This window comes from Alteromonas alvinellae, assembly GCF_902705805.1.
This window is the reverse complement of record NZ_CACSIH010000103.1, coordinates 1-17,957: the sequence shown is the minus strand read 5'-3', so window position 1 is coordinate 17,957 and position 17,957 is coordinate 1. Positions and strand designations below refer to the sequence as shown.

Annotated in this window: 18 protein-coding genes; 2 read left to right on the top strand and 16 right to left on the bottom strand. The window is 46.3% G+C overall.

Annotated elements, in window-relative coordinates; translation table 11 throughout:
- The 3 genes from ACX5KA_RS06725 to ACX5KA_RS06715 all read right to left on the bottom strand — a co-directional run.
- On the bottom strand, window positions 1–182 hold a 182-nt coding region (locus ACX5KA_RS06725; protein ID WP_458730728.1), incomplete at its 3' end, for a hypothetical protein.
- A gap of 448 nt (window positions 183–630) precedes the next feature.
- Window positions 631–1,803 carry a diguanylate phosphodiesterase gene (locus tag ACX5KA_RS06720; RefSeq protein ID WP_458730727.1) on the bottom strand — a complete coding sequence of 391 codons (1,173 nt, stop codon included), beginning with the start codon at window positions 1,801–1,803 and terminating at the stop codon, window positions 631–633.
- A gap of 161 nt (window positions 1,804–1,964) precedes the next feature.
- Window positions 1,965–2,273: a hypothetical protein gene (locus tag ACX5KA_RS06715; protein WP_458730726.1), complete on the bottom strand. Its 309-nt coding sequence runs from the start codon at window positions 2,271–2,273 to the stop codon at window positions 1,965–1,967.
- Window positions 2,274–2,486: 213 nt separating this feature from the next.
- Here ACX5KA_RS06715 and ACX5KA_RS06710 point away from each other — a divergent pair, with 213 nt between their 5' ends.
- Window positions 2,487–2,954, top strand: a complete 468-nt coding sequence (locus ACX5KA_RS06710) for a hypothetical protein (RefSeq protein WP_458730725.1) — start codon at window positions 2,487–2,489, stop codon at window positions 2,952–2,954.
- Here the strand turns inward: ACX5KA_RS06710 and ACX5KA_RS06705 are convergent.
- The 13 genes from ACX5KA_RS06705 to gmk all read right to left on the bottom strand — a co-directional run bounded on the left by ACX5KA_RS06705 (window position 2,951) and on the right by gmk (window position 16,927).
- The gene (locus ACX5KA_RS06705; protein WP_458730724.1) at window positions 2,951–4,132 is read right to left on the bottom strand and encodes a BaiN/RdsA family NAD(P)/FAD-dependent oxidoreductase; all 1,182 of its coding nucleotides are present in this window, start codon (window positions 4,130–4,132) and stop codon (window positions 2,951–2,953) included. The genes ACX5KA_RS06710 and ACX5KA_RS06705 overlap by 4 nt on opposite strands.
- 2 nt (window positions 4,133–4,134) lie before the next feature.
- On the bottom strand, window positions 4,135–5,166 hold the full coding sequence (locus tag ACX5KA_RS06700) for an ABC transporter ATP-binding protein (protein WP_458730723.1): 1,032 nt from the start codon (window positions 5,164–5,166) through the stop codon (window positions 4,135–4,137).
- Window positions 5,166–6,686: an ABC transporter permease gene (locus ACX5KA_RS06695; RefSeq protein ID WP_458730722.1), complete on the bottom strand. Its 1,521-nt coding sequence runs from the start codon at window positions 6,684–6,686 to the stop codon at window positions 5,166–5,168. Before ACX5KA_RS06695 ends, ACX5KA_RS06700 begins: the two co-directional genes overlap by 1 nt.
- A complete protein-coding gene (locus tag ACX5KA_RS06690; protein WP_458730721.1) occupies window positions 6,683–7,717 on the bottom strand; it encodes an extracellular solute-binding protein in 1,035 nt (344 codons plus the stop codon). Before ACX5KA_RS06690 ends, ACX5KA_RS06695 begins: the two co-directional genes overlap by 4 nt.
- A gap of 9 nt (window positions 7,718–7,726) precedes the next feature.
- Window positions 7,727–8,536, bottom strand: coding sequence for a hypothetical protein (locus ACX5KA_RS06685; protein ID WP_039221051.1), 810 nt, complete (start codon window positions 8,534–8,536; stop codon window positions 7,727–7,729).
- Window positions 8,537–8,948: 412 nt separating this feature from the next.
- Window positions 8,949–9,422, bottom strand: coding sequence for a peroxiredoxin (locus ACX5KA_RS06680; protein ID WP_039221054.1), 474 nt, complete (start codon window positions 9,420–9,422; stop codon window positions 8,949–8,951).
- A 9-nt stretch (window positions 9,423–9,431) separates the two neighbouring features.
- Window positions 9,432–10,208 (bottom strand): class I SAM-dependent methyltransferase, encoded by a 777-nt coding sequence (locus ACX5KA_RS06675; RefSeq protein ID WP_458730720.1) that lies wholly within the window; start codon window positions 10,206–10,208, stop codon window positions 9,432–9,434.
- Entirely contained in the window at window positions 10,201–12,273 is a 2,073-nt protein-coding gene (gene recG / locus ACX5KA_RS06670; RefSeq protein WP_039221060.1) for an ATP-dependent DNA helicase RecG, read from the bottom strand. Before recG ends, ACX5KA_RS06675 begins: the two co-directional genes overlap by 8 nt.
- Window positions 12,274–12,467: 194 nt before the next feature.
- Window positions 12,468–13,175 (bottom strand): tRNA (guanosine(18)-2'-O)-methyltransferase TrmH, encoded by a 708-nt coding sequence (gene trmH / locus ACX5KA_RS06665; RefSeq protein ID WP_039221063.1) that lies wholly within the window; start codon window positions 13,173–13,175, stop codon window positions 12,468–12,470.
- A 3-nt stretch (window positions 13,176–13,178) separates the two neighbouring features.
- Window positions 13,179–13,565, bottom strand: coding sequence for a RidA family protein (locus ACX5KA_RS06660; protein WP_014975316.1), 387 nt, complete (start codon window positions 13,563–13,565; stop codon window positions 13,179–13,181).
- 24 nt (window positions 13,566–13,589) lie between these two features.
- Window positions 13,590–15,701: a bifunctional GTP diphosphokinase/guanosine-3',5'-bis pyrophosphate 3'-pyrophosphohydrolase gene (gene spoT, locus ACX5KA_RS06655; RefSeq protein ID WP_458730719.1), complete on the bottom strand. Its 2,112-nt coding sequence runs from the start codon at window positions 15,699–15,701 to the stop codon at window positions 13,590–13,592.
- 142 nt (window positions 15,702–15,843) lie between these two features.
- Window positions 15,844–16,116, bottom strand: coding sequence for a DNA-directed RNA polymerase subunit omega (rpoZ, locus tag ACX5KA_RS06650; protein WP_015065914.1), 273 nt, complete (start codon window positions 16,114–16,116; stop codon window positions 15,844–15,846).
- Window positions 16,117–16,285: 169 nt separating this feature from the next.
- Complete coding sequence (gene gmk, locus ACX5KA_RS06645) at window positions 16,286–16,927, bottom strand: guanylate kinase (RefSeq protein ID WP_015065913.1); 642 nt, start codon at window positions 16,925–16,927, stop codon at window positions 16,286–16,288.
- A gap of 277 nt (window positions 16,928–17,204) precedes the next feature.
- On the opposite strand from gmk, the gene ACX5KA_RS06640 reads away from it, so the two are divergent.
- Window positions 17,205–17,876 (top strand): alpha/beta hydrolase, encoded by a 672-nt coding sequence (locus ACX5KA_RS06640; protein ID WP_039221076.1) that lies wholly within the window; start codon window positions 17,205–17,207, stop codon window positions 17,874–17,876.
- Window positions 17,877–17,957 lie beyond the last annotated feature (81 nt).

Genomic DNA, 17,957 nt, shown 5'->3' with positions numbered 1-17,957 from the left:
ATGGAATTAAATTCGTGGGGATCCCTCAGGACCGACACATATTTTTGAAAATCACCAAGCGGCGTTACCTTAAACGTCACGCTGCGTTGAACCTGTGCATTAATATCAAGGTATAGGCGGTTGTTCGAACTGTCGATAGTGTATGCTTCAAACGCGCTAGGTAGCCTTTGCACTTTGCGCATTTCACTATCGTAGAGCTGGTTGTAATTTATATAGTTGCGTGGAAAATAAAGAATATGTTGCGCATCCAGGTTACACGTCAGCTTGAGGCGCTGATCTCCTGGTTGTAAAAGTATGGTTGAAGCACCCCCATCTACGCTACCTTCAAAGTAGCACTAAGCAAATGTTTGAGCACTTGCTGCATATAAAATTAGCCCGATAAATAAGTGAATAAAATTACGCGACGCACGCCATGTTATAGACTAGCTTCCCACTGGAACTACAGCCAAATCCGTGTAGCAAAAATATCCCTGTACGACTATTACATTAAGATATGTATGATTGGTTATAATTAGGTATAAGAACCAACACACGTTAATCTTAGTTTATAAATTTCAGTTCGCTAAACAATTTGCTTTTGAACACTCAAAACTTACATTAAGAGATAAGAGACTGTGAGTTAAAAGTACGTCAGACGTTGAACGAAATTCCCTTTACGCCGTTAAGTTTAGGTTTAGCAAATAAGTACCCCTGAAAACGCTGAACACCGGCATGCTGTAACCACAACCATTCATCTAAGGTTTCTACTCCCTCGACCACTAATGGGATACCCATTGAATTCGCAAACTCAAGTACGGCTTCTGTAATAGCCTGTCTATGTCCATTTTCATGAATACCAGTGGTGATTTTTCTGTCTAGTTTTATTTTGTCGGGCGAAAAATCTGCGAGTAATGAAAGCCCAGCGTAGCCTGCGCCAAAATCATCAATGGCTATACGAATACCGAAAGAACGAATTTGTTCAATTGCATCATGAAAAACACTACTTTCTTTGATTATCTCAACCTCAGTTACCTCTACGACTAACTGCTGGGGGTGAAGTCCTGATTGAATAACCAAGCTATGCAAATATTCGCCTACATCTGCTCTATGAGTGATAGCACCGGGGCATAAATTTATCGACAATGATTGTTCAGAATTGATCAGTGCAGCTCCCTGCTTGATGGCAATAGCTTTCGTTTCCAAGTCAAACTCGTACTTTTCCGCCCCCTCTAGACACCCAATAATATCCTCGGGGTACTTACCATCTTCGCTTCTAATTAGCGCTTCTATTGATGAAATTCTTTCTTTACTGGTGTCGACAATGGGCTGAAAGGCAAACTGAATAGGTGAATCACGATAAGGTGCAACGTCCCTATCTAGTGTACTTACATTGACCTTAAGATTTTTGCGGTCTTCATTACTTAAACACGTCCGCCATTTACCAGAAGCAAAACTATTAAGAAGTGCAAAAATCCGGCTTTCCCGGTTTAAAATAATATCTGGTGGCAGCCAGTAACAACTGCTCCCCTCTACCACTGTTAAGGCTCGCAAGTGCCAATCACCAAAATCTCTCTTATGAACAACGACTTCTGTAACCTTCACCACATTCTCGTGCCGACTATCATTTTTTATGTGTTCAAAGAGAAAATCAACGGGCTCACCCTCGCCTTCAAGTACCTGGAAGAAATACTCTCCGTCGAAAAGTAGAATCCCCGTTATGTTATGACGTTCATTAAAACGTGAAGAGTCAAACGTGATTTTTTGTAAACCTGCTTCATCTATGTGACCGGTAGAATGGCTTCTATAAACTAACTGTTTTAGCACATGACTTCTCTTTTACTTCAAACTCTAATCCTTTTAAAAGTTAGGCTGGTGCTGTCACTTCCAGTGACATCCATTTATAGGCTTTGTGTGACAGCCCCTGTCGATAATCATAGTAGTAAAAACGCCGTTTTCACAAAGTAAGTTCACAACTGAAGGTTTATTTAACGACGCTCAATAGCAGGTATTGCAAAGTAGGCATCTAAGTCTGACTCTTTTAGTGCATCGAGTTTGCGCTTTCTCTGAGCTCTTTCGTCAATGGTTTCCCCAAACACTTCTATATGTAAATCGGCTATTAGGGCTTTACCTTCTTCTTTGCTGATCAAGCCCATTAGTTCACCGGCGTGCATAAAGCCTTGCACTCGATACTTTTCTGCTTCTACCTTTTTGCCTTGCTTGCTCGCGTTGTAAAGGCTTACAAGCTGCGTTTTGCAAGCGTCGATAAATATGTGTTTTTCGTTTTTGTTTTGCATTCCTGCATTCCTTCTAAAAGCCCCAGACACCATAGCGATTTTCGATCTTATTAGGTAGCGCAGTCGCCGCCCGCTTGGAATTAAAGTGCATGTACTAATGAAAAGGTACAACTAAAGTTCATTGGTGAGAAAGTCATAGTCCGTCTACGCTTTTAATTGTGCTAGAAGTTAAATCCTCTAGGAAGTCACCAATAAACGTAAGCGAGCATCATTATGCGAGTAAAAATAGCTTTAGGCTTGGTCACTGCCTTGGCATTTGCGCCTGATGTTGCAGCAAAGGGAAGTGCTCATCATTGGGAAACGTCTCCCCACCACTTGTCTGCTCTTGTGGGCACTACCTACACGAAAGAGTGTGGCAACGCATTTACCTTGGGCATCGATTACGAGTATCGACTTAATGACTTTCTCGGTGTGGGGTTTGTTGCCGAATACGCGTTTGAAGATTTAGATGCCTACACCTACTTGCTTGTTGCCGATCTTCACATTACTAATAACTTTATTGCTCAAATAGGTCCGGGTGTTGAGTTTCACGGCAGCCATAAGATGGAAGTGGCACGGTTAGGCTTTTTGTATGAATTTGAAACCTCTGGCTTTACCATATCACCGCAGCTTCATTACGATTACCATCGAAATCACAAAAGCGCAGTGGTTGCAGGTCTGGCCATTGGCATGTCGTTTTAAACCACTTGCCCAGCTCCCCAGCCGCTACTCCACGCCCACTGGAAGTTAAAGCCACCGAGCCAACCGGTAACGTCAACCACTTCGCCAATGAAGTACAGGCCTTCAACATTTTTTGCCATCATGGTTTTTGATGATAGGTCATTGGTATCTACACCGCCTATAGTAACCTCGGCAGTGCGATAGCCTTCTGTGCCATTGGGCTTTATGTGCCAATTCTCTAAGGTGTCAGCAATGGCATCGCACTCGCCGTGAGTAAGCTGTTTCACCGGCACGTTGCGCCAACTATGATACTCAATAAGGCTCTGTACCATACGCTTTGGAAATACTTTATTTAAACACGTAGCAAGTAAGGCATCGGGGGTTTCAGTGCGCGCTGTTTGCAAAAGCGCCGTGGCGTCGTCATTGGGTAGCGTATTAATGCTTAAGCTGTCACCCGCCTCCCAATAACTTGAAATTTGCAGCATGGCAGGGCCGCTTAACCCTCGGTGGGTAAAAAGCATCGCCTCTTTAAACGTGGTGTCGTTACAGCTGGCATATACATCAACTGCGATACCGCTAAGCTCTGCCAGTGTTTCTTTGTCTTTATCATGCAAGGTAAAAGGCACAAGAGCCGCGCGAGTGGGTAATACATTAAGACCGAATTGTTCGGCTATTTTATAACCGAATGGCGTCGCCCCCAGTTTTGGCATACTTAAGCCGCCGGTCGCGATAACTAAAGACTCACAGATGTATTCGCCATTCGAAGTGGTTAACAAGTACCCACTTTCAACTTTTTCTACACTTGTGATTTCACAGCGTGTAGTAATGGTAACGCCTGCTTTTTTACATTCGTTAAGCAATAAATCGACGATATCTTTGGCGCTATCATCGCAAAACAATTGGCCTAAGGTTTTTTCGTGATAGGCAATACCATGCTCGGCGACTAAGCCAATAAAGTCCCATTGGGTATAGCGACTTAGTGCTGACTTACAAAAGTGAGGGTTTTGCGATAGGAAATTAGCGGGTTCTGCATACATATTGGTGAAGTTACAGCGGCCACCGCCTGACATAAGGATTTTTCGGCCGACTTTTTTGGCATGATCGAGCACTTCTACGCTGCGCCCGCGCGCGCCTGCTTGTGCCGCACAGAACAGCCCTGCAGCCCCTGCACCAATTACTATAACATCGCGCTTAATCACAATTAATCTCTAGGAAAAACAGCTAATGGGTGTGTAGTAATCAACTGCACAAAAGCGCGGGCTCCAGGCTTAATGGCGTTTTCATGACTTACGCGTACTTTTAGCTCATCACCGCTGTCTAGCATAACTGCATAAAGTCGGCTTTCGCCTTCATAACGCACCCACTCCACTGTGCAGTTAGTTTCGCTAAGTGTCGCATCTAGACTTAAGTCGTCAGGGCGCACCAACAAATCTACATTGCCGTTAGCACCTTGAAGCGGCGTGCCTGGCACGTTTCCAATTTCAGTAACCACTGTTTTGTCTGTATTTACTGCGCTGCTATCGAATGTGGCACTTAAGAAGCTCGCTTCGCCCATAAAACGCGCAACAAAACGGCTTGCTGGCGACGAGTAACAGGCTTCAGGGGTGTCTAATTGCTCAAGCACACCTTTATTCAGTATACCCACTCTATCGCCAACGCTTAGCGCCTCTTCCTGATCGTGAGTTACCCAAATTGCTGGAACGCCTGCCTTTTTAAGCGCATCGCGAATTTCCCAGCGCAAGCTGTCTTTTAACGCAGCATCTAAGTTTGAAAGGGGCTCGTCTAGCAGTACGAAAGAAGGTTCGTGCGCAAGAGTTCGCGCTAGCGCAACGCGCTGCTTCTGACCGCCAGAAAGACGTGCAGGTTTAGCATCACGGAAGTTATCTAAACCCAACAGTTTCAGCCAATGATCAGCAAGCTTAGTGTCTTTTAATCGAAAGCATACATTTTGCTGGACGGTAAGGTGTGGAAATAACGCAAAATCTTGAAACACCATGCCCACATTACGCTTTTCAGGCGGCACGTGTTTGTTTGCTGTACTTTCCCATTCACCTAGGCTCATAGCCCCTTCTGAAATAGGAATAAGCCCAGCCAACGCTTGCAAAATAGTGGTTTTACCACAGCCGGTTGGCCCCACCAGCATCAGGATTTCGTCTTGTCCAAGCTCAAGATTTAACTTGTCGACAACGCGGGTAGACCCATAATTCACAGACAAATTATTTACACTAAGCATTACGAACGATCATCCTCGGTAACGGTAAACTGGGCTTTTCTTTCGCCCGACAGCATGAGAATTAACCCCACACCTGATAATAAAACAAGTAAAAGCCCTGGCACGGCTGCGCGGCCAAAGTAACCCGCTTCGTAAACACGCCACATATAGGTAGCTAAGGTTTCAAATCCTGTAGGTCCTAACATAAGCGTTGCAGGTAGTTCGCGCATGGCCTCTAAGAACACAAGCGCTGCACCCGCAATCATACCACGAAGGGTTAACGGCAGCGTAATTCGCATAAATGCCTCACGCGGGCTAGCGCCCAGCACGCGAGCAGCTTTTACCAGACCTGAATCAATATTCTCAGCCGTACTTCTTACACTTCCCACAGCAAGTGGGATAAAGCGCAGTACATAAGCCATCACAAGCAGACTTAACGTTTGATAGAGCGCGGGCAACTGCAGGCCAACATAAACAAGGGCTGTCCCCATTACGATACCCGGAACCCCAAAGCCAAAATAAGTAATGCGCTCCATAAAGCGTCCAGCTTTTCCGGCAATAGCGGCGTGAGCCACCGGAATGGCGAGTAATACAGCAACAATCGCTGCAATAAATGACGCATGAGCTGAATTCCACGCATAGCTTAATTCAAAGCCACCAGTTCCTTCACGTACTAACCACAGCGTGAAGATAGCAAGGGGAAGTACAATAGCCATAAATACCACCGGCATAGTAGCCAGCAACATTAGGTTTCGCTGCCAGCGAGCAGGAAACAACGATAAATGCTTACCTGGGCGCTCTTGAGCGCCACTAATACGACTTTCTATAAATAGAATAAGCCCAACAATAACCATTAGCTGAAGGCTCAGCATGGCGGCTTGACTAAGACCGAAGGCGTTATACTCAACAAAGATAACACGGGTAAAAGTGTCAAAGCCCATTATTGCAGGCGTACCAAAATCGGATAACGCATAAAGTGCAGCAAGGAGTGCCCCTGCGGCAACGCTATTCACAACACGCGGTAAAACCACTCGCCATAAGCTTGCGCCCAAGGTTAACCCTAGCGTGCGCGCCGCGTTAACCAAGCTTGCATCTAAACTCAGTAAGCTTGAACGGGTTGTCATCATGACGAATGGATAAGTATAAAGGCTCATGACCAGCGCAGAGCCCCAAAGGCCGCTGATAGGTGGCGTGCTAATTCCCAGTACGTTTTCAATTTCGCCACCTGTGCCAAATGAAAAGTACATCGCAAATGCGCCAATGTAGCTTGGTAGTGCTAATGGCGCGGCAAGTAAAATGAGCCAAAACCGCTTAAATGGCAACTGTACATAAGCGGTTAAAAAGGCAAGCGGTACGCCGATAAGTACAGAGCCAATAATGGTAAGCACCACCAATGACACCGTGTTCGCTAGTACCCTTAAGTTATGAGTATCAAAAAGTTGCGCACTATCTTGAGCTAGAGAAAACAAAACGCCGACGGGCAATAAAGCCATCAGCGCGATAAGAAGTGCCAGTGGATACGACTTTGGCCAATTTGTCACAGTACGCCAACTTCCCTCATAAGATTAAGTGTAGGGCGTAAGTCAGCCAGTTTACGAAGGTCCATTTCAGGCGGTGACAGCGTGCTTAGGTCAGCTAAGCCTTGCGGCTGTTCAACCCCTTGAACCAGAGGTATTTCGTAGGCTTCGCGAGCAAGATAAGACTGAACTTCGTGCGAAAGCAGATATCGAATAAAGTTAACCGGTAAGTCACCGTCGCTTAATGCAACAATACCAGACGCATTTACTAGGCAACCTGCGTCGCTTTTACTGTACGCAAGCGCTACGTTTGCATTCGGCTTACCTGATTTAAGGCGAAGCGTGTAATAGTGATTCGCAAAGCCAATATCTACTTCGCCACGTTCAACGCCCATCACTACACCAAGTTCACCAGCGTACTTTTTTGCGTGCTTATTAATGCCTTTAAGCCACGTTTTGGTCGCTTTATCGCCCTCTAAAATGCGCATAGCGGTAACAAAAGACTGGAACGACGAATAAGCCGGCGCCCAGCCAATTTTCAAATCGCTATCGGCTAATGCCATCACGCTTTCAGGGATTTGTTCGGGTTTAACGCGCTCAGTGTTATAAGGCAGCGTTCGCACGCGGCCTGTAACCGGTGACCAGCTAGGGTATTGGAAATCTTCTCGAAGCTGCGCGCGCAAATCGTCGGGTAACGGCTTTGCTGCGCCTGCATCAGTGACAACGCCAATTGAGCCTGTATCTACTGCCCAGAATAGGTCAGCGCGCTTCACGCCCGCCTTGGTTTCGGCAACGATGGTGTTTGCCAATGCTGCGGACCCGCCGCGTCTAATTTTAAGATTTAGCTTTGGATTGCGCTTTTCGATGGCCTTTAGAACATTCTCGTACAAACCGCCTTCGCCACGCCCCAAATATAGGGTGAGATCACCTTCTAATTTTGGCAGTGATTCAACTGACACACTGCCAGTTTGGGTCATAGCGTGAACAAAACTAAGCGGCAAGCCAGATAATGCACCGGCTGCTGCTAAGCCTTGTAAGAATGTTCTACGTTGCATACACCTTCCTTAAAATACGTCTTTACGACTTTGTTCTACTTCAACCAAAAGTGCGCGAGCGCGGTCAAGTTTGGCCTGCATAGACTCTACGACCTTACGAACTGAATCAACGCCAGTGTCTTTTGAGATAGCTTGTGGAAGCGTTACGTTAAAGTCTTTCTCCAAGTCTTCAACCAAAGCTGCGTTTTTCGCAATCAAGTCACCTTCCACACCTTCAAATCGTTGAAGGTAAGTATCGTGAACGAGTGTAGTTGCTACTTCGTGAAGCTGTTCCGCGTACTTAGCAACAACACGATCAAGACGTGTTTTAATATCGTCGATAACTTCAGGGCCTGTGGTAGGTTCTTTTTCGGTGGTTTGAACCTTGTTCACTAAACCTTTCTTTTGATACTGGGACGCAAGTTTAACTGCGCCTAACGCCTGCCACAAGGCATGATTTAGCTTCTCTTGCTCTACTCGCACTTCAGCAACCGGCTTACCTTCGTCGATAGCGACTTTCACACCGTAAATGCCCTGCCAGATAGAGGCGTAAATAGGCACGTATTGGGTTTCAATGGCCGAGTGAAAATCGACTTCTTCCCAATATTCAATAAGCGCATCGGTTTTCAGCGACTTATCTTTTGCTTCATACGCGTCAACAACACTGCCAAATTTGCTTTCTAACCAATGTACCTCTTCTGTGTATTCACCGATGTGCGCGTGAAGATTGTTCACGTGATCGCCAATGGCACCGTTAGCAAGCGCCTGAGAAGATAGCATCGAGAAAGTGACCGCAGAAGCCAGTACCAAAGCACTCATTTTTTTCAGTGTTGTTGTCATAATTATTCCTAAAACATTTGTCTTTTCGCGCAAATGATACTTATTATCATTAAGCAAGTAAAGGTAACTAAACGATGCTACATGCTACGTAACGCAGTGTCTTAGCCTTTAATTTCTTATGCCTTCTGACACAAAAGAATGCGTTATAGTTCATTAACCCTTGCTGAACACTTTGATATTCAACGCAAATAGCTATTTGCAAGATCATAGCTTGGTTACATTTTAATGAAATTAACGACCAAGTATACGCATATGTAAAGTATACCAATCTGCGATTACCAACATTTTAACTTTCGCTGAGCGGATAACTATCTATGCGAACCGGTATTAATGAATACTCACAAAAAACTAAACGAAAAAAGCCCGCAACCTCTGTTGCGGGCTTTCAGTATTTACAACGCCTTTCGTGAAATTAAAGGCTATCTAACATGGTTTGGGCATCGCTTACATCGAAACGACCTGGATCTTCAACGTTAAGCTTTTTCACTTCACCATCTTCTACAAGCATAGAGTAGCGCAGTGAGCGCAAGCCACCGAAGTTGCTAGTATTCATATCTAAGCCAATTTGCTTTGTGAAATGACCATTGCCATCAGCAAGCATAATAATTTCTTCAGCGTTATTCGCTTTGCCCCACGCATCCATAACGAACGCATCGTTAACAGACAGGCAAATGATGCTATCTATCCCTTTGGCTTTAATTTTGTCTGCAAGCGCCACATAGCCCGGCAAATGAGCTTGTGAACAGGTTGGCGTAAACGCCCCTGGTACTGCAAACAACACAACGCGCTTGTCCGAGAAAAGTTCATTAGTGCCTGGGTTTGTCACTTCTCCATTGACTAAAAGACCGAAATCCACCTCGGGCAAGGTGCTACCAACTTGTATCATGTTGTTCTCCTAGGGTTTTTGACACAAATACACATCAAATCTATGTTTTTTACTTTCTATTGCCATGGAGGGTTTCTCTCCTGCCAGCACGTCTGCACTGTTTGGGCGTTTAACCACTACCCGGTGCGTGGCTAGCTTTAGTGCTGGCGGTAACAGCGCATCTGCGTCTGGGTCATGACCAAGCAGTTGCTGAAACAGCCGCATTTCCTTTTTCACCAAGGCTGACTTCTTTTTGTGTGGGAACATGGGGTCTAAGTAAATAGCGTTCACATTCTCACCAGAGAAGTATTGCATTACCTCAGCACTATTTCCATGTTGAAGCGACATTTTAGCTGCAAGTTCCGGAAAACTAAGCGCTAATCTGCGAATTCCATCTTCAAGTAAGGCCGCAACCACGGGCGAGCGCTCTATCATAGTGACCTTGCAGCCAACGCTTACCAACACAAAAGCATCACGACCTAGCCCAGGCGTTGCATCCACTACGTGCCATGCTTCATTGCCTTTAAGACCAATGGCCTTAACAATGGGCTCTTTGCGCCCACCGCCATGTTGCTTGCGATACAAACTTGCCGGCGATGCAAAATCAACCTCTACCGGGTTCACTTTTTTCTCGCCTGCGTCAGCAAGTCCAAGCACGCCGTTTTGTACCTGCAAATACAAGCCTTCGCTAGGCTTTTCACTACTGCTAACAACAGGAAAACCCCACTTTTCGCTGATTGCACTAATTAATGCATCGTCATCGCTATTGGCGTCATCACAAATAAATAAGGGCACACGATTAAGCATGGCCGTACTGCTCCTTATGACCTATCCACCTATTAATGATGGCTTGAGCGTGAGAGGGATATTTGTCCCAAAGGGTATAGGCAATTTCCTGAACCTTTGGAATAAGAGCGGCGTCGCGTACTAGGTCTGCTATTTTAAGCTCGGCCATTCCCGTTTGCTTAGTACCCATAAATTCACCCGGCCCGCGAATTTCCAAATCCCGCTGTGCAATATAAAAGCCGTCGTTGGACTCACGCAATACGCCAAGGCGCTGAGTAGCGGTTTTCGATAGTGGGCTCTGGTACATAAGTACACACTGACTTTCTACCGCACCACGCCCTACTCGGCCTCTAAGCTGATGAAGCTGTGCTAAACCCAGTCGTTCAGGGTTTTCAATGATCATGATACTGGCGTTTGGCACATCGACGCCTACCTCAATAACGGTAGTGGCTACTAATAGATCTAATTTTCCGTCTTTAAAGTCAGCCATAACCTGCGCTTTTTCAGCAGGTTTTAAACGCCCGTGTACCAAGCCAACGTGTAAGTCTGGCAGCGCAGTACTAAGGGTAACCGCAGCATCTTCTGCTGCCTGACATTCCAGCACTTCCGACTCGTCAATAAGCGTACACACCCAGTAAGCTTGCCGACCGTTTTCTTTACAAGCCTGACGCACACGCTCTATCACGTCCGCGCGGCGTGTATCAGGAAGCACAACGGTTTGTACCGGCGTTCTGCCAGGGGGTAGTTCATCAATTATTGAGGTGTCTAAATCGGCATAGGCTGTCATTGCCAACGTTCTTGGAATAGGCGTTGCCGTCATAATTAGCTGATGAGGGTAGCGACCTTGCTGTTCGCCTTTATCGCGCAGGGCCAAACGCTGATGTACACCAAAGCGGTGTTGTTCATCCACAATAACCAGCGCTAGCTGCTGGTAGTTTACGCTTTCCTGAAAGATGGCGTGAGTACCCACTAACATTTGAATGTCACCTGCTTCTAAGCGCGCTAATACTTCATTGCGGGCTTTACCTTTCAGCTTTCCAGCAAGCCAACCTACTTCAATACCTAAAGGTTCTAGCCAGCCACGAAAGTTATTGGCATGTTGTTCAGCCAACAGCTCAGTAGGTGCCATTAACGCTACCTGATGCCCTGCACCAATGGCAGAAAGCGCGGCCAGTGCCGCAACTAAGGTTTTGCCCGACCCTACGTCCCCTTGTACAAGGCGCATCATGGGCCGTGGGTGCTGCATATCTTTTTGAATATCTTGTACCACTCTAGCCTGCGCACCCGTTGGTGAGAACGGCAACTGAGCGAGCATTTTATCGATAAGCGGCTGATTCACCTCAATAGGAATACCTGGCTGCGCGTCAGATAGCTTGCGCACTTTAAGCACACTTAGATGGTGAGACAGTAGCTCTTCCAATATTAACCGATACTGAGCAGGGTGCAGCCCTTCTTCCATTTCGTGTACGTCTACATCGGGTGGCGGGCGGTGCACCAAATGAAGGGCCTCGTTAAGGCTAATTTGGTCATCGTAAATACCGTCGGGCAGCAAATCGGCCAGCGCCCCTTTATCCAAAAGCTTTAAAGCTTGGTCAGTCAAATTGCGAAGAGTTAGCTGTTTTACACCATCGGTAGTGGGATAAACCGGCGTAAGTGATTCTTCAGTGGGCGGCGCGTCTTCATCCACAAGCTTAAACTCTGGGTGCATCATCTCAATGCCCCACTTGCCAGTACGCACTTCTCCAAAACAGCGCACCGTGTTGCCTGGTGTCATGATTGAACGCTGCACCGCACCAAAGTGGAAAAAGCGTAAGGTTATGGTACCCGTACCGTCGCTAAGCTTGACCACCAGCATGCGCTTCTTGCCATATTGAATGTCGGCGCTCATTACCTCGCCCTGCACACTTACATGGGTAAATGGGCGGCACTCTGCCACGCTGTAAATCCGGGTTCTGTCTTCGTAGCGATGAGGGAGATGAAATAGAATATCTTGAAGGGTAAATAAGCCTATTTTATTGAGCTTTTCTGCCACCTTTGCGCCTACGCCTTTAAGCGCAGTAATGGGTGTAGTGGCCAGTGCTTGCATCAAGCGACATCCTTCTTTTGAAACATTAACTATTTAACCTTTGAATTGGCACAAGCTGGTGTTATTCAACGTGTTATAGGAAAAGAAGTGTAAAGGATTGTTGAGGGGTTGGCGAGTACGCTTTAGGCCAGTTTTTTACGCTGGCCCCTATACACGTAAGAGCAAAACTAAAAGTGCAACAAATAGGTTAGGCCCTAGTCGGCCTCTAGCGCGTTTGCTTCCGCTTTAGTGATTTGCATTTCTTTCCACCAGCTATCGTCGGCATCTACTTCGCCTAATGTATTAATAGCCGGCAATGGCAAACCTTTGCGCTGGCAAAGCTTATACAGACGAGGGTACCCATTTTGAAAGGCCAGTGCCTGGCACTCTTCTTCTGGTAGTTGCTGAGTGTTATACATACCGGCAATTGTACGCTGGCGCTGAGCTTCGTATAAAACTAACGCTGCAGCTACTGATACATTGAGCGACTGCACCATACCCATCATCGGAATAACGATGTCGTGATCGGCCATTGCTTTGGCTTCGTCGGTTGCCCCGTACTTCTCTTGTCCAAACAAAATAGCCGTTGGCTTGGTGTAATCAATATCACGAAAATCGACAGCGGTATCGGATAAGTGGGTTACCAGCACCTGCATGCCTTGACCTTTTAGTTCAGCCATCGCGTCGTTGATATTATCGTGGTTGGTTTGGCGCACCCACTGCTGGCTGCCCATTGCCGTACCACGACGAAACTGGTATTTCTTTTCCCATACGGTGTGAACGCGATGAATGCCAACGGCATCACAGGTTCTCACTACTGCAGATACGTTATGCGGCTTATGTACATTTTCAAGGCAAACCGTAAGGTCGGTTTGCCTCCTTTCCAGCACTTGTCTTATGCGCTGATAACGCTCAGGTGACATGGCTTACTCCGGCAGTTCCATTACACCATCAATTTCAATTTGTGCACCTTTAGGCAATGCAGACACCTGAACGGCAGCACGTGCAGGATAAGGCTTAGTGAAATAACGGCTCATAATTTCATTAACCGTTGCAAAGTGACCTAAGTCGATAAGGAAGATGTTCACCTTCACCAAGTCGTTCGTGGTGCCGCCAGCAGCGTCACACACCGCTTTAATGTTCTCAAATACCTGTACGGCTTGCGCTTCAAAGTCGTCCGACACCATTTCCATGGTTTCAGCAACTAGAGGAATTTGACCTGAAAGATAAACGGTAGTACCTGCTTTAACCGCTTGGCTGTAAGTACCAATAGCAGCAGGTGCCTTATCGGTCTGAATAATAGACTTAGACATAGTAGTTCCTAAATAGTGTAGTAATTAGTGTCGTGATTGACTATGACGAGACACTTTCTGAACTTCTGGCATGGTGCGTATTTTCTTCATCACGCGAGCCAAGTGCACACGGTTGTGCGTAGTAAGTTCTAGGTCGATAAAGTAGATATTAATCTCTTTTTCTTCAGTTTGCAGGCCAATGATATTGGAATCGCACCCTGAAATAGTGTTCGTTAAAGTTGCCAGTGTGCCCTGATGGTTGAACAGTTCTATACGCAGAGACGCTTTGAATTCACCCTGCGGATTGTCGTCCCATTGCATAGGCAGCACGCGCTGTGGCTCTTCACGGGTAAGCTTGCGAATATTGTTACAGCCAGTTTGGTGAATGGTCATACCGCGACCTGGGCTTAACACCGCAACAATCTCATCGTCAGGTATAGGGTGGCAGCATCGAGAATAGTGAACAAGCAGGCCTTCCGTACCACGAATGGCCACATTGCCTTTTTTGTCAGACAGATCCGTTGTGCTCTCGCCTAATAAACGGCGAGCCACGATAGCACTTAGTTCGTTACCTAGGCCGATATCTACCAATAGGTCGTCAAAATTAGCATGCTTGGTTTCGGCTACCACACGTTCAATATCTTCGTTTGGAATATCGTCTAGTTTAACGCTGCCTAACGCATGACGAAGTAGACGGTTCCCCATGTTCACCGCTTCTTGAGAATGCTGTTTTCGAAGGTATTGACGAATACGGGTGCGCGCACGGGCACTCACCACAAAGTTTAGCCAATTCGCATTAGGCTTTGCTTTTGGCGAGGTAATAATTTCTACGGTTTGGCCGTTTTCAAGGGGCTTACTTAAGCTGAAGTTTCTGCGCTCTACGCGCACGCCCACGCAGGTATTGCCCACATCAGAGTGCACTGCATACGCAAAGTCAACAGCGGTAGCGCCCATTGGCAGCTCGATAATTCGCCCGTCTGGTGTAAACACGTAAATTTCATCAGGGAACAGGTCCGTCTTAACCGATTCGATGAATTCAAACGATGAACTGGCTGACTGCTGAAGTTCAAGTAAGCTTTGCATCCACTTGCGTGCGCGAAGCTGAGCGGTGGTGCCATTATCGCCTGGCTCTTTGTAAAGCCAGTGGGCCGCCACTCCTTTGTCTGCCATTTGATCCATTTCCTGGGTACGAATTTGAATTTCCACGGGAATGCCGTGCGGGCCAATTAATGACGTGTGCAACGACTGATAGCCGTTGGTGCGCGGAATAGCGATATAGTCTTTAAAACGGTTTTCAATTGGCTTGTACAAGCCGTGCATTGCACCGAGTGCGCGATAGCAGTTATCTACTGATTTAACCACTATACGAAACGCATAAATATCCATTACCTCGTTGAACATCAGTTCTTTATTTTTCATTTTACGGTAAATGGAATACAGGTGCTTCTCGCGGCCTAACACATCAGATTCAATCTCGTAGGCATCAAGACGCGTATTGAGCTCTTCACGAATGTTTTCAATGATTTCTTTACGGTTGCCTCGGGCCTGACGCACAGCAGATTTCAATGCGCGATGGCGCATCGGATACATGGCCTGAAAGCCTAAATCTTCAAGCTCATTTTTAATATCGTGAATACCCAAACGGTGGGCAATTGGCGCATAGATTTCGAGTGTTTCTAAAGCTATCCGACGGCGCTTATCTGGACGTAAAGAGCCTAGCGTGCGCATATTGTGAGTGCGGTCGGCAAGCTTGATAAGAATAACCCTGATGTCTTGCACCATGGCCATCATCATTTTGCGGAAGTTTTCCGCCTGCGCTTCTTGCTTGGTACTAAAAGCAAGTTTATCTAGCTTACTCACACCTTCAACCAGTTCGGCAACGGTATCACCAAACGCTTCAGCTAAATCTTCTTTGCTGTAATGGGTATCTTCAATAACGTCGTGAAGAAGTGCCGCCATGATCGTTTCGTGATCAAGGTGCATATCGGCCAGTATACCGGCAACAGCTACAGGGTGAGTAATGTACGGGTCGCCACTTGAGCGCATTTGTCCATCGTGCGCTTCTTGGGCTAGCACAAAAGATTCCTGAACCTGCTGTACGCGTTCAGCTGGCAAATACTCTAAAACTTTCTGCTTTAAACCTTCAAACAAATACACAGTGAAGCGTGACCCTTATCTAACGTTACAACCCTAAGAATACGTTTAAATGCGCAATAAGCCAATACACCAAAAGAAAAGCGCCAGTGCTTTTTTCAAAGCACTGGCGCTAAAATACAGATCAAACCGTTAAAAATAGGTCTTATTGGTCAGATAGGATATTTGCCACTGATGCAAATTCAGCGTGTTCTTGCTGTTCTTGAGCTTGAAGTTCTGCTTGTTCAAGCGTTGCAGCAGTTACAAAACCTTCTTCAATTTCACGAAGTGCTGTAACCGTTGGCTTGTCGTTTTGAACGTCAACCATAGGATCTTTGCCTTCAGTGGCAATTTGACGTGCACGGCGTGCAGCAACAAGCACTAGGTCAAAGCGGTTACCAATTTTATCTACGGCATCTTCTACAGTTACGCGAGCCATGTATTTCTCCGAAAATTAGGTTGAGCAAGTTATTCAAAAAACGGCCGCGTAGTATACACAGATACGTGGCGCGATCCTAGTATTTTGTTTGAAATTGAAGCAGTAAGATCGTGCAGATTGGCCAGCGATCGCCTGATGTTAAAACAAAACACCCATAATGTCGTTAAGCTTACGCGCTACCGAGCAATTCGTCCATTAACACTTGATGACGCATTTGCTGTTTTACCGTGCGAAGGCGCTGCGCTGTTACAATGGCTTCTAAGTCGTTTAACGCTGTTGCAAAGTCATCGTTAACGATCACGCTATCGAACTCATTGAAATGAGACATTTCCGCCACAGCTTGTGCCATGCGCCCAGCAATCACTTCTTCACTGTCTTGACCACGGTTATTTAGGCGCTGCTCTAGTACATCTAGCGACGGTGGAAGAATGAAAATACCACATGTGTCTGGCATCAGCTTTTTGACTTGACGCGCGCCCTGCCAGTCAATATCTAAAAATACATCAATACCGCGATGTAATGTTTGCTCGATAGTCACACGGGATGTGCCGTAATAATTACCGAACACTTCTGCATACTCAAAAAATACACCCTGTTCGATAAGTGCTTCAAACTGTTCTCGGCTCACAAAATGGTAGTGCACACCGTCGACTTCACCCGGACGCGGTTGACGTGTGGTATGAGACACAGACACCTGCATAGGTGTAGCCGTGTTTCCTTCATACTTTTCCATTAGCGCCTTGATTAGGCTAGATTTTCCTGCCCCTGAAGGAGCAGCAAGAATAAATAAATTGCCGAGTAATGAAGCCATAGGGTATTAAAATTCTATCAAAATGTGGTGATTTCAAGTGGCAATGATAGCATATGAAGCCATAACGCTGTAACTGCGATTATTTGGTTTATCCATTGATGGTTTAACCATTTAAATAGTAGCCGGCGCGAACAAACCGAACAACAATAATAAGTTTCCAAGAATGGTGGGGTCAGAGTCATGACTCTGACCCCACCATTCTTGGGAAAGACAGAGATTACCTGTGAGAAAGGATAACCATTGGTGATAAAGCAACAACAAAACTAGGAAATAAAGAATGACTCAGCAACTTCTGCCGTGCGTAGAGATAAACCCATCCACTACGCCTGATGCCTGCGTTATCTGGCTTCACGGTCTTGGCGATTCAGGCCATGGTTTTGCGCCTATTGTGCCCGAGCTAAAATTACCCGAATCAATGGCGGTTAAATTTCTCTTTCCTCACGCTCCAGAACGCCCTGTGACTATCAATGGCGGCATGAGAATGCGCGCTTGGTACGATATCAAATCGTTAGATTTTGAAAGCCGTGCGGACTTAGAAGGTGTAAAAGAGTCGGCTGCTCAGGTAGAAGCGCTTATTGAGGCCCAAATTGAAAGTGGTATTCCTAGTGAACGTATAGTACTTGCTGGGTTCTCTCAAGGCGGTGTTATTGCCCTTCATCTAGCCCCCAGATATGCCCGCAAGCTTGCTGGCGTTATCGCGCTATCAACTTATATGTGCGAGCCATCGCTTCTTGGAAGCGAAGCAAAAGACACAAACCGCGAAACGCCAATTATGATGGCACATGGTGAGCAAGACGAAGTGGTGCCGGTATTTATGGGCAATGCTGCTTTTAAAACGCTGAGCGAAAGTGGCTTTAATGCCACGTGGCAGACTTACACCATGCAGCACAATGTTTGTATACAAGAGCTTAACGACATTAGTGCGTGGCTTCAAAAAGTTCTAGGGTAATGCCTTAAAAGCCTGTTGGCTCTTGCTGCAAATTACATTCGCATAACAAACATCAACGATGGAATGGTCTCCCCCCTCAAA